The sequence below is a fragment of the Scandinavium sp. genome (genome assembly GCF_051650185.1).
Lineage (GTDB): Bacteria > Pseudomonadota > Gammaproteobacteria > Enterobacterales > Enterobacteriaceae > Scandinavium.
This window is the reverse complement of the sequence record NZ_JBOFIN010000041.1, coordinates 1-11,588: the sequence shown is the minus strand read 5'-3', so window position 1 is coordinate 11,588 and position 11,588 is coordinate 1. Positions and strand designations below refer to the sequence as shown.

The following is an 11,588-nucleotide window of genomic DNA, read 5'->3' as shown; positions in this document are numbered from 1 at the left end:
CTTTGTTCATCGGGGCCTTTCACCTCAATCCAGACTGTTAAAAGTGGGGAACCAGGTTCGCCTTCTGGATGTTACTCAGCGCGAACACTTCATCTTTGCCTTCGACTGTAACAGTGATCATCTCACCATCTACCGCTTTGATAGTGCCCTGCCATTTACGACGGTTCTGAACCGCCATGCGCAGGACAACCGTAACCTCTTCACCGAGGAAACGTGTGTAATGTTCAGCGGTGAACATAGGACGGTCGAGCCCTGGTGAGGAAACTTCCAGGTTGTAAGCGACGGTAATGGGGTCTTCGACATCCATGACGGCACTGACCTGGTGGCTCACATCAGCACAATCATCAACATTGATGCCATCTTCACTATCAATATAGATGCGCAGCGTGGATGTGCGACCGCGAATGAATTCGATGCCAACCAGCTCGAAGCCCAGTGCCTCAACCGGCGCCGTAAGCATCTCTGTTAATTTCTGTTCTAATGTGGACAAGCCCACCCCCAAGACATAAAAAAAGGGCGTAAAGCCCAGTTATTCTTTAGTCAGATAACAAAAAACCCCGATAAATCGGGGCTTTAGATAACTGAACCCTATAACCGCAAATGCGATCTGGAGTACTTTCCGTGAGAATTTTTTCAAATCCAGCGACGACATACGAAGAGTATATTTGAAAAAGAACTCAAAGGGAAAGTGGTTGCGGGGGCCGGATTTGAACCGACGACCTTCGGGTTATGAGCCCGACGAGCTACCAGGCTGCTCCACCCCGCGCCTGAAACGTGGCATATTTTACCGGGTTTAGGTAAAAAACGCAAATACTGCTGGGATTTGGTACCGAGGACGGGACGTAAAATCGGCCTGCAGTATATTGAAAATTAATTGGATCTGTCAACTCATTAATATCCTCGCTTGTTGAGGCATAAAAAACCTGCTGTTATGCATAATGTTAACGCTTCTGGTCGGGAATTTTTTAAGGAAAATGCATGAATCACTTCCTGTTCCCGAAAAAAGATGATTAAATGAAAACTCACTTATTTTGCATAAACATGCAGTGACAACAGAAACTTTTACCTCAACACAGTCTGGCAAGCAGGGTTTTACTTTATGACGACGATTCTCAAGCATCTTCCATCTGGTCAACGTATTGGTATCGCTTTCTCCGGTGGTCTGGACACCAGCGCCGCACTGCTGTGGATGCGAAAAAAAGGCGCTGTGCCCTACGCATACACCGCAAACCTCGGTCAGCCTGATGAAGAGGATTACGATGCTATCCCACGCCGCGCAATGGAATACGGTGCCGAGAACGCGCGCCTGATTGATTGCCGTAAACAACTGGTTGCCGAAGGTATTGCCGCCATTCAGTGCGGAGCCTTCCACAACACCACCGGTGGTTTGACTTATTTCAACACCACCCCGCTTGGCCGCGCCGTCACTGGCACAATGCTGGTTGCCGCAATGAAAGAAGATGGCGTGAACATCTGGGGTGACGGCAGTACCTACAAAGGCAACGATATCGAACGTTTTTATCGTTACGGCCTGCTGACCAATGCCGAGCTAAAAATTTACAAACCGTGGCTCGACACTGACTTCATTGATGAACTCGGTGGCCGCCAGGAAATGTCAGAGTTCATGATTGAGTGTGGCTTCGACTATAAAATGTCTGTTGAAAAAGCCTACTCCACCGACTCCAACATGCTGGGCGCAACCCACGAAGCAAAAGATCTGGAATTCCTGAACTCGAGCGTCAAGATCGTCAACCCAATCATGGGTGTGAAGTTCTGGGATGAGAACGTGAAGATCCCAGCGGAAGAAGTCACCGTGCGTTTTGAGCAAGGCCATCCTGTCGCGCTGAATGGCAAAACGTTCAGCGATGATGTGGAGATGATGCTGGAGGCCAACCGCATCGGCGGCCGTCACGGTCTGGGCATGAGCGATCAGATTGAAAACCGCATCATCGAAGCGAAAAGCCGGGGTATCTATGAAGCCCCGGGTATGGCCCTGCTGCACATCGCCTATGAACGCCTGCTGACCGGTATCCATAACGAAGACACCATTGAGCAATATCATGCTCATGGTCGTCAGTTGGGTCGCCTGCTGTATCAGGGCCGCTGGTTCGATTCGCAGGCACTGATGCTGCGTGATGGCCTGCAACGCTGGGTGGCAAGTCAGATCACGGGCGAAGTCACTCTGGAACTGCGCCGCGGGAATGATTACTCCATCCTCAACACCGTCTCTGACAATCTGACCTACAAAGCGGAACGTCTGACCATGGAGAAAGGCGACTCGGTGTTCTCACCAGACGATCGTATCGGCCAGTTGACCATGCGTAATCTGGACATTACGGATACCCGCGAGAAGCTGTTCGGCTATGCGAAAAGCGGGCTGCTTTCCGCCTCGTCTGACAACGGGTTACCTCAGGTGGAAAACCTGGAGCACCACGCGAAAAAGTAACGTTTGTTACAAAAAAGGCCGGGTCTCCGGCCTTTTTTTTATTTTTACATCCGAAAAAGATTGCTAATCCTTCACATTTTTCGCGTAAACGCCGTTTTTAGGTCTATTTTACCTGTCCGTTTCGTTGGTAGTGTTTTACCATGCTCATCTATAATTCTGACGTAAGAAATCATCAGTATTCATGAGGATCTCAATGCATATTACGCAACCTGTTCGCCCGCAAGAGGCGATAAACCGTCTTCTTAGCGCACTGGAACCCCATGCAACACCCATGAACGCCATCGCCAGAAAGAAAATTAACTGGGATTATAAAGGGAAGCCTCAGCTCTATCTGTTCATGAAAGGCGAGATTTCTATGCTGCGAGCCTCGGACGGGTTATTGATCGTTACCGTCTACGATGCCCATCTGTTCGGTATTGCCGAGATGATGCAACCTATGCGCACTCATGTTTTACGCGCTGAAGTCTCCTCTGAGCTTTTGAGAATTGATGCTGAAGATGCTATTCAGGTGTTGCGTGAACAAAACCTGTGGGAAGAGGTGACTATTCTTCTTTCCTACCACACGGCTTATTTAACCTACCGTGATGCTCTGGTACTCCAGCAGCGCACTTATTCGGTGATTCGGAATCATTTATTAGAAATGATCTTACTTCCCGAAGAAACAAGAATGCGCACGTCAATGCTTGATTATATCCAGGATCGTACCCATCTTTCTCGCAGCAGCGTACTCAATGTGCTTTCAGCACTGAAGAAAGGTAAATACATCCAGTTCATTCGCGGCGGATATTTACAGCATATCGAAACGCTCCCTGAGAAATTTTAAAAATTGCAGGCCTTCCTTTTATTATAAAGAATAAAAACGAAGGCCCCTTACATTTAAATACATAATTACATCCATCGAAAAAGTCTTGATTAAAAAAAAGTCTAGGTTTAATTTTAAACTGTTTTAAATTATTCATGAATGAACTTTATCTCTATCTTAGCAACTTGCGCTATTCAGCATTTCAATTTTTGCTTTGATAACAGGATAAAGACTCAAGATGAAAAAGACGCTTATCGCTTTGATGGTTTTAAATGTATGTGTTGTATCAACAGCATTTGCTGCGGGTGATGCTGGTACCTGGTATGGCGGAGCCAAATTTGGCTGGTCCCATTATTTCGATGCCAGCGGCAATAAAGACTTTAACGACAACCTGCATGACGCCACAAATTTTAATATCGATCACGATAATGTCGGCGGCGGTGTATTCAGCGGCTACCAGATCAATGACTGGCTGGCAGTAGAAGGCGGTTACGACTATCTCGGTAACATGCAGATTAACGGCAATAATGACGTTAATGGCACAAAGATGAAAAGCCAGGGCTTGCAACTTTCTCTGAAAACCAGCTATGGATTCACGGATAACTGGGATGTCTATGGTCGCTTTGGTGCGATGGGTTACCGTGCAGAGTCTGATACCAATGGTCGTACAGAATTCGAAACTGGCATTCGCCCGGTTGTCGCTTTAGGTACCGAATACGCATTTACCCAAAACTGGGCAGGCCGTCTGGAATACCAGTGGGTCAGCAATGTGGGTAATTCCAACCAGATTGGCGTGAGCGCAGATGTCAGCTCCCTCACCGCCGGTCTGGTGTACCGTTTCGGTCAACATGAAGATGCACCTGTTGTAGTTCCGGTACCAGTAGACGCACCTGCGCCTGAAGTGAAAACCTTCAACCTGAAGTCTGACGTAATGTTCGGCTACGATTCCGCAGAACTGACCAGCGAAGGTCAGGCAGCGATCAGCCAGCTGTATAACTCCCCGGAGATGCAAGCTGCTAAAAACAACGCCACGACCGTGATTGGCTACAGTGACCGCACCGGCCAGGCTGAATATAACCAGCAGCTCTCCGCTCGTCGCGCACAGGCCGTTGCCGATCAGTTGGTGAACCTGGGCATGCCTGCAGCCAACATCCAGACCGAAGGCCGCGGCGCCAGCGATTCTGTCACGGGCAACACCTGTGACAACCAGAAAGGCAATGCGCTGATCTCCTGCCTGGCACCAGACCGTCGCGTAGTCGTGCAGATTTCCGGTCAGTAATTTTATCGCGATAGCAAACATTTGATTGACTTGCCCGGGCATCTGCATCGGGCTTTTTCATTTTTGAGGGATTACCCTATGCGTACGTTTACTTTCAAAACCGCCGTACTTGTTATGGCGCTTGGCACTATGGGTGCCGCGAATGCAGCAATTAATCTCCATGGCGAAGCGGGTGAAAAGTACACCAACCTGTCTGCCAGCTTTGGAGCGAATGATCCAGGCTTGACATTCAATGGAAACTGGGCACACAGCGATGACGATGGCGATGTTGCTGGTCTTGGAATGGGTCTGAATCTTCCACTCGGTCCGGTTCTGTTTACCGTTGGCGGTAAAGCTCTGTACCTGAACCCGAAGAGCGGGGATGAAGGCTATGCCATCGCAGTGGGCGGCGGTGCGCAGATCCCACTGGGCGACTTTATCACCGTATTTGGCGAGTCTTACTACTCACCTGATTCATTGTCGAGCGGCGTAGAAGATTACGTTGAGGCGAATGCTGGAGTGCGTCTGCGGGTCATCAAATCCATGTATGTTGAGGCAGGCTATCGCTATATCGATATGGCCGGGAAGAATGGTCATCGCGACAACAAGCTGGCCGATGGTGGTTACGCTGGTTTTAACTTCAGCTTCTGAGTTTCAGAGGATTGCTGGGCCACCGGCAATCCTCATCATCCCTCACGCAGCCACATTCAGTGGCTTAAGCATCTCACTAATTGCCTGAAGCCCGGCCATATTCCCCTCTTTCCGATACGCTTCATTCATCGCTGAAATTTGCTCAAGTTTTGATAACGCCGTATAAACCTGGTGCGCATCGCTATGGGTATCAAATATTTCAGACGGTTTGACATCTTTCAACATCGTTGATTTCAGCGAGTACTGGAGTTCGCTCAGACGTGTCGCATTCTCTTTATAGCAATGGGTCACCTCCGAACTTTCTGCACTCACAGTATTCTGAGCATGTACGACTGGCACAGCCATATTCTGGATTTCATTGACTGTATTTAATGAGGATGAACTGCTGCATCCCGCCAGCAATAAGAGTCCGGTCAGGGAAAGCAATTTGGTGATATTCATGGCGTCTTCATATCCGCATAGATGATGTAAAAACAAACGATGAAGACTTTATCGAGTTAACATGAGTCCAGACAGGAGAGTTTTGTTTATTAAAAAACTCTGGAGCAAGGCGAAAAACAGAAAGGGCAAAAACAAAAAAAGACGTCTTTCGACGTCTCTTTTCTGGAATATTGGTACCGAGGATGGGACTCGAACCCACAAGCCCGTTAGGGCACTACCACCTCAAGGTAGCGTGTCTACCAATTCCACCACCTCGGTACTGATTACTTAGTGTGGGATATCGCTGCTCGGCTGTGCCGGTGCTGCTGGCTGAGTCTGCTCCGATTTCGGCGCAGTCAGATTTTCCCACTCGCTTCCTTTACTGGTTTTATTGGTATTCAGGTTACCCAAAACTAGGCTGATGATGAAGAACAGCGTCGCCAGAATCGCGGTCATGCGGGTCATGAAGTTACCAGAACCACCTGAACCAAACAACGTAGCGGATGCGCCTGCTCCGAAGGAGGCTCCCATATCAGCGCCTTTACCCTGCTGCAGCATGATCAGACCAACGAGGCCAATCGCAACAAGAAGGAAAACGACCAAAAGAGCTTCGTACATAATCAACCTGTTCCTTGCGGGATTACCGCATACCAAGTGCTTCAACCAATAAAGCGGGATTTATTAACGTTTCCCACTGAAGCGGGTGTGAATACTAACCAAAGCGAATTGGCTTCGCAAGGGCAATTTTGATGCATTGTATCAAGTGCGGAAAAAAACAGCAAAAGACACACTATGAGGCAACAAAAAGGCGACAACCGCCGCCTTTTTAAACGCTTATCGCTGGGTTAAACCGCTTTCACCGCATCAGCAATTCGGTGAGCGAAGGCGTTAACCTGTGCTTCATCTTCACCTTCCACCATCACGCGAATCAGTGGCTCAGTGCCAGATTTACGCAACAGAACGCGACCACGACTTCCAAGTGAAGCCTCTACCTCAGCGGTGACGCTTTTCACTGTCTCGTGTTCGAGTGGGTTTTCCGCGCCGTCGGTGTAACGGACGTTAACCAGAACCTGTGGGAACATCTTCATACCGCTACACAGATCCTGCAACGTCATGTGGTTGCGCGCCATCGCGGCAACAACCTGGAGGGCTGCCACGATACCGTCACCCGTTGTGGTTTTGTCCAGCAGAATGACGTGCCCGGAGTTTTCCGCCCCAATGCGCCAGCCCTTCTCCTGCAGTTTTTCCAGCACATAGCGGTCGCCGACTTTCGCGCGAGTAAACGGAATACCAAGCTGCTTCAGCGCCACTTCGAGACCCATGTTACTCATCAGCGTGCCGACAGCGCCACCGCGCAGCTGGCCCTGACGTAAGCCTTCACGGGCGATGATATAGAGGATCTGATCGCCATCGACTTTGTTACCCTCATGGTCAACCATGATCACGCGATCGCCGTCGCCGTCAAAAGCGATACCCAGATGCGCTTTTTCTGCCAATACGCGCGCCTGCAAAGCACGAACGTCCGTAGCACCAACTTCTTCGTTGATGTTCAGGCCATTCGGTTCACAACCGATGGTGATCACTTTCGCACCCAGCTCACGGAACACGCTCGGCGCAATGTGATAGGTTGCCCCGTTCGCGCAATCAACCACGACTTTCAGCTCATTCAGGTTCAGTTCATTCGGGAACGTCGCCTTACAGAATTCGATGTAACGTCCTGCTGCATCGACGATACGGCTGGCTTTACCCAGTTCAGCGGAGTCCACACAGGTGATCTCTTTTTCCAGCTCCGCTTCAATGGCTTCTTCTACGTCATCTGGCAGCTTGGTGCCATCGATGGAGAAGAACTTGATGCCGTTGTCATAGAACGGATTGTGAGAAGCCGAGATAACGATACCTGCTTCAGCACGGAATGTGCGAGTCAGATAAGCAACGGCGGGCGTTGGCATTGGCCCGGTAAAGGAAGCTGAAAGGCCTGCTGCAGCAAGACCGGCTTCCAGTGCAGACTCCAGCATATAACCAGAAATACGGGTATCTTTGCCGATGATCACTTTACGTGAGCCATGGCGCGCCAGGACTTTACCTGCAGCAAAACCCAGCTTCAGAACGAAATCAGGGGTTATCGGTGCGTCGCCTACACGGCCGCGGATACCGTCGGTGCCGAAATATTTGCGGTTACTCATAGTATTTATTTTCCCTTGCAGACAGCGTGGCTTCTACCACACGCATCGCTTCAACAGTTTCTTTAACATCGTGCACGCGGATGATATGCGCGCCTTGCATCGCAGCAACCGCGGCGCAGGCCAGGCTTCCGCTAAGCCGCTCAGTTGGCCCAACATTCAGTAATTGCCCGACCATCGACTTGCGCGACATCCCGACTAACAGCGGCAGGCCAAAGTGATGAAACCCGGACAGACGTGCGAGAAGTGCGTAGTTGTGCTGGAGATTTTTACCGAAACCAAAGCCCGGGTCGAGTAACAATTTCTCTTTTGCGATACCGGCCCGCTCACAGCGTTCAATCTGTTCAATAAAGAAGCGATTTACATCCGCGACCACGTCATCGTACTTTGGCGCTTCCTGCATTGTTTTTGGGTTACCCTGCATATGCATGAGGCAAACCGGTAAGCCCGTTTCCGCAGCCGCTTCAAGTGCGCCAGGTTCAGTCAGGGAACGGATATCGTTGATGATATGCGCGCCTGCACGGGCGGATTCGCGGATCACTTCCGGCTTTGAGGTATCAACAGAAATCCAGACCTCGAAACGCTGAGCGATAGCCTCAACCACCGGGATAACACGAGCCAGTTCCTCTTCCACGCTAACTTCAGCCGCACCCGGTCGCGTTGATTCTCCACCGACATCAATAATAGTCGCCCCGGCATTGATCATCAGATTGGCGTGTTTCAGCGCATCAACCAGTTGGTTGTGCGTGCCACCGTCTGAAAAAGAATCTGGCGTGACATTAAGAATACCCATCACGTGAGGATGCGAAAGATCGAGCATACTGCCCTGGGCAAAGAGTTTCATGGCGGAGTCCTGGCCTTACGGTAATTAACAGAAAAAGAAAAACCCCGGGGCAAGCCCCAGGGTTTCAATCATAAACAACATGTTCAACAACGGAAGACTTACTTGTCGCCCAGTTGCTCTGACATGGTGTTACCCGGATTCGGCGTGCGCGGCTCATCGACCGGACGCGGTGCCTTCGGGGTGCCATTGCTGTCAGAGTTGTTGCTGCTGCCGTTGCTATCTTCCCAGCCAGCTGGCGGGCGAACATCACGACGAGCCATGAGATCATCAATCTGCGGTGCATCGATGGTTTCATACTTCATCAACGCATCTTTCATGGTATGCAGAATGTCCAGGTTATCATTCAGCAGCTGACGAGCACGAGCATAGTTACGCTCAATCAACAGCTTCACTTCCTGGTCGATGATACGGGCTGTCTCATCGGACATATGCTTGGCTTTCGCCACGGAACGGCCAAGGAACACTTCGCCCTCTTCCTCTGCATAAAGCAGTGGACCGAGTTTTTCAGAGAAGCCCCACTGAGTGACCATGTTACGCGCCAGGTTTGTCGCGACTTTAATGTCGTTAGACGCACCGGTCGACACATGCTCCGCACCGTAGATGATTTCTTCAGCCAGACGACCGCCGTACAGCGTAGAGATTTGGCTTTCCAGCTTCTGACGGCTGGCGCTAATCGCGTCGCCTTCAGGCAGGAAGAAAGTCACACCCAGCGCACGACCGCGTGGAATAATCGTCACTTTATGTACCGGATCGTGTTCCGGAACAAGGCGGCCGATAATTGCGTGACCCGCTTCGTGGTACGCCGTGGACTCTTTCTGTGCTTCCGTCATCACCATGGAGCGGCGTTCCGCACCCATCATGATTTTGTCTTTCGCTTTTTCGAACTCAACCATCGACACGACACGCTTGTTACCGCGAGCAGCAAACAGAGCCGCTTCGTTGACGAGGTTAGCGAGATCCGCACCAGAGAAGCCCGGTGTACCGCGCGCAATGATTGCCGCATCGATATCTGGCGCCAGTGGAACGCGACGCATATGAACTTTCAGGATCTGTTCGCGACCACGTACGTCTGGCAGACCGACCACAACCTGACGGTCGAAACGGCCTGGACGCAACAGCGCAGGGTCAAGTACGTCAGGACGGTTAGTTGCCGCGATAACGATAATACCTTCGTTACCCTCGAAACCATCCATCTCAACGAGCATCTGGTTCAGCGTCTGCTCACGTTCATCGTGACCACCGCCCAGACCTGCACCACGCTGGCGGCCTACGGCGTCGATTTCATCGATGAAGATAATGCAAGGTGCCGCTTTCTTCGCTTGTTCGAACATGTCGCGCACACGAGATGCACCCACACCAACAAACATTTCTACGAAATCAGAACCGGAAATGGTGAAGAAAGGCACTTTCGCTTCACCGGCGATAGCTTTCGCCAGCAGCGTTTTACCGGTACCCGGTGGGCCCACCATCAGGACGCCTTTTGGAATTTTACCGCCCAGCTTCTGGAAACGGCTTGGCTCACGCAGGTATTCAACCAGCTCAGCGACTTCTTCTTTCGCTTCGTCACAACCTGCGACGTCCGCAAAAGTGGTCTTGATCTGGTCTTCCGTCAGCATGCGCGCTTTGCTCTTACCGAACGACATGGCGCCTTTACCGCCGCCGCCCTGCATCTGGCGCATGAAGAAGATCCAGACACCAATCAGCAGAAGCATTGGGAACCAGGAAATGAAGATAGAAGCCAGCAGGCTTGGTTCTTCAGGTGGCTCACCCACGACTTTCACGTTTTTGGTCAGCAGGTTATCAAGCAGTTTAGGATCGTTAACCGGAATGTAAGTCGTGTAACGGTTACTATCTTTCTTGGTAACGTTGATCTCACGTCCGTTGATACGCGCTTCGCGAACCTGGTCCTGATTGACCTCTTGCAGGAAGGTAGAGTAATCCACCTTACGGCCATTTGACTCGCTGGGCCCAAAGCTCTGGAACACAGACATCAGCACCACTGCGATGACCAGCCAGAGTATTAGGTTTTTCGCCATGTCACTCAAGGGATTAACCTCTTATTACAACTGTGTTAATAACAGCGTCAGGTTACTATACATCCGTCACATTTCATACCGCCGCCGTACCGGCATTGGTGTAAAATCGTCGGGTTATGGTTTTCGCCCGGTCGCTACAATGTACACTTCACGCGAACGAGCACGCGAAGAGTCCGGCTTACGAACTTTAACTTTCGTAAACAGGGAGCGAATTTCCTTAAGGTACTCCTCGAAACCTTCGCCCTGAAACACCTTCACTAAAAAACTGCCGCCCGGAGCCAAAACATCACGGCTCATCTCAAGCGCCAGCTCCACCAGATACATGGCACGGGGGATATCCACCGCCGGTGTTCCGCACATGTTTGGAGCCATATCGGACATGACAACCTGGACTTTACTGTCACCTACGCGTTCGAGTAACGCTTTCAGCACTAATTCATCACGAAAATCGCCCTGAAGGAAGTCGACACCGACGATGGGATCCATCGGCAAAAGATCGCAAGCAATGATGCGACCCTGACCGCCTATCTGCGTAACGGCATACTGTGACCATCCGCCGGGCGCAGCACCGAGATCGACTACCGTCATTCCCGGCTTAAAAAGTTTGTCACTTTGCTGTATTTCATCAAGTTTAAACCAGGCACGGGAACGTAACCCCTTTTTCTGTGCCTGCTGAACATATTTATCGCTAAAGTGTTCCTGAAGCCAGCGGCTGGAACTGGCAGAACGCTTTTTACCTGTCATTTAACTTTCCCATTGGGACGATTCATCCTATCCGGCTGCGTAAATTTTAACGGCCGATTTGGTGATAGTTGGGAGATGGCGGTAGAATGAACCGTTTTCAATCCCAACGTAAGCAAAAATATACGATGAATCTGAGTACTAAACAAAAACAGCACCTGAAAGGTCTGGCACATCCGCTCAAGCCGGTAGTTATGCTTGGCAACAATG

Annotated in this window: 11 protein-coding genes, 2 tRNA genes and 1 pseudogene; 5 read left to right on the top strand and 9 right to left on the bottom strand. The window is 50.5% G+C overall.

Going from position 1 to position 11,588, the window contains the following annotated elements; translation table 11 throughout:
- Nucleotides 1-37 precede the first annotated feature (37 nt).
- Both rimP and ACRCWW_RS05285 read right to left on the bottom strand, forming a co-directional pair.
- Complete coding sequence (gene rimP, locus ACRCWW_RS05290) at nucleotides 38-490, bottom strand: ribosome maturation factor RimP (protein WP_438681472.1); 453 nt, start codon at nucleotides 488-490, stop codon at nucleotides 38-40.
- Nucleotides 491-689: 199 nt separating this feature from the next.
- A tRNA-Met gene (locus ACRCWW_RS05285) sits at nucleotides 690-766 on the bottom strand.
- Between the two features lie 333 nt (nucleotides 767-1,099).
- Between ACRCWW_RS05285 and argG the strand changes: the two genes are divergently transcribed.
- The 4 genes from argG (at nucleotide 1,100) to ACRCWW_RS05265 (ending at nucleotide 5,157) form a co-directional block, all read left to right on the top strand.
- Nucleotides 1,100-2,446, top strand: coding sequence for an argininosuccinate synthase (gene argG, locus ACRCWW_RS05280; protein ID WP_438681471.1), 1,347 nt, complete (start codon nucleotides 1,100-1,102; stop codon nucleotides 2,444-2,446).
- Nucleotides 2,447-2,639: 193 nt separating this feature from the next.
- The gene (locus ACRCWW_RS05275; RefSeq protein WP_438681470.1) at nucleotides 2,640-3,269 is read left to right on the top strand and encodes a helix-turn-helix domain-containing protein; all 630 of its coding nucleotides are present in this window, start codon (nucleotides 2,640-2,642) and stop codon (nucleotides 3,267-3,269) included.
- 217 nt (nucleotides 3,270-3,486) lie between these two features.
- Complete coding sequence (ompA, locus tag ACRCWW_RS05270) at nucleotides 3,487-4,527, top strand: porin OmpA (protein ID WP_438681469.1); 1,041 nt, start codon at nucleotides 3,487-3,489, stop codon at nucleotides 4,525-4,527.
- A gap of 78 nt (nucleotides 4,528-4,605) precedes the next feature.
- Nucleotides 4,606-5,157, top strand: coding sequence for a YfaZ family outer membrane protein (locus tag ACRCWW_RS05265; RefSeq protein WP_438681468.1), 552 nt, complete (start codon nucleotides 4,606-4,608; stop codon nucleotides 5,155-5,157).
- A gap of 42 nt (nucleotides 5,158-5,199) precedes the next feature.
- On the opposite strand, the gene ACRCWW_RS05260 is transcribed toward ACRCWW_RS05265, so the two are convergent.
- The 7 genes from ACRCWW_RS05260 to rlmE form a co-directional block, all read right to left on the bottom strand.
- Entirely contained in the window at nucleotides 5,200-5,598 is a 399-nt protein-coding gene (locus ACRCWW_RS05260) for a hypothetical protein (protein WP_438681467.1), read from the bottom strand.
- A 171-nt stretch (nucleotides 5,599-5,769) separates the two neighbouring features.
- Nucleotides 5,770-5,856: transfer RNA gene (locus tag ACRCWW_RS05255), tRNA-Leu, on the bottom strand.
- Between the two features lie 9 nt (nucleotides 5,857-5,865).
- Nucleotides 5,866-6,195: a preprotein translocase subunit SecG gene (gene secG / locus ACRCWW_RS05250; RefSeq protein WP_330983966.1), complete on the bottom strand. Its 330-nt coding sequence runs from the start codon at nucleotides 6,193-6,195 to the stop codon at nucleotides 5,866-5,868.
- A 227-nt stretch (nucleotides 6,196-6,422) separates the two neighbouring features.
- Nucleotides 6,423-7,760, bottom strand: a complete 1,338-nt coding sequence (glmM, locus tag ACRCWW_RS05245; protein ID WP_438681466.1) for a phosphoglucosamine mutase — start codon at nucleotides 7,758-7,760, stop codon at nucleotides 6,423-6,425.
- A complete protein-coding gene (gene folP, locus ACRCWW_RS05240; RefSeq protein ID WP_438681465.1) occupies nucleotides 7,753-8,601 on the bottom strand; it encodes a dihydropteroate synthase in 849 nt (282 codons plus the stop codon). The genes glmM and folP overlap by 8 nt, the downstream gene beginning before the upstream one ends.
- 98 nt (nucleotides 8,602-8,699) lie before the next feature.
- Nucleotides 8,700-10,637 carry an ATP-dependent zinc metalloprotease FtsH gene (gene ftsH, locus ACRCWW_RS05235; RefSeq protein WP_404657554.1) on the bottom strand — a complete coding sequence of 646 codons (1,938 nt, stop codon included), beginning with the start codon at nucleotides 10,635-10,637 and terminating at the stop codon, nucleotides 8,700-8,702.
- A 114-nt stretch (nucleotides 10,638-10,751) separates the two neighbouring features.
- On the bottom strand, nucleotides 10,752-11,381 hold the full coding sequence (gene rlmE / locus ACRCWW_RS05230; RefSeq protein WP_330983970.1) for a 23S rRNA (uridine(2552)-2'-O)-methyltransferase RlmE: 630 nt from the start codon (nucleotides 11,379-11,381) through the stop codon (nucleotides 10,752-10,754).
- Between the two features lie 125 nt (nucleotides 11,382-11,506).
- Between rlmE and ACRCWW_RS05225 the strand changes: the two are divergent.
- Nucleotides 11,507-11,588, top strand: a pseudogene (locus ACRCWW_RS05225) (ribosome assembly RNA-binding protein YhbY); the annotation flags it as partial.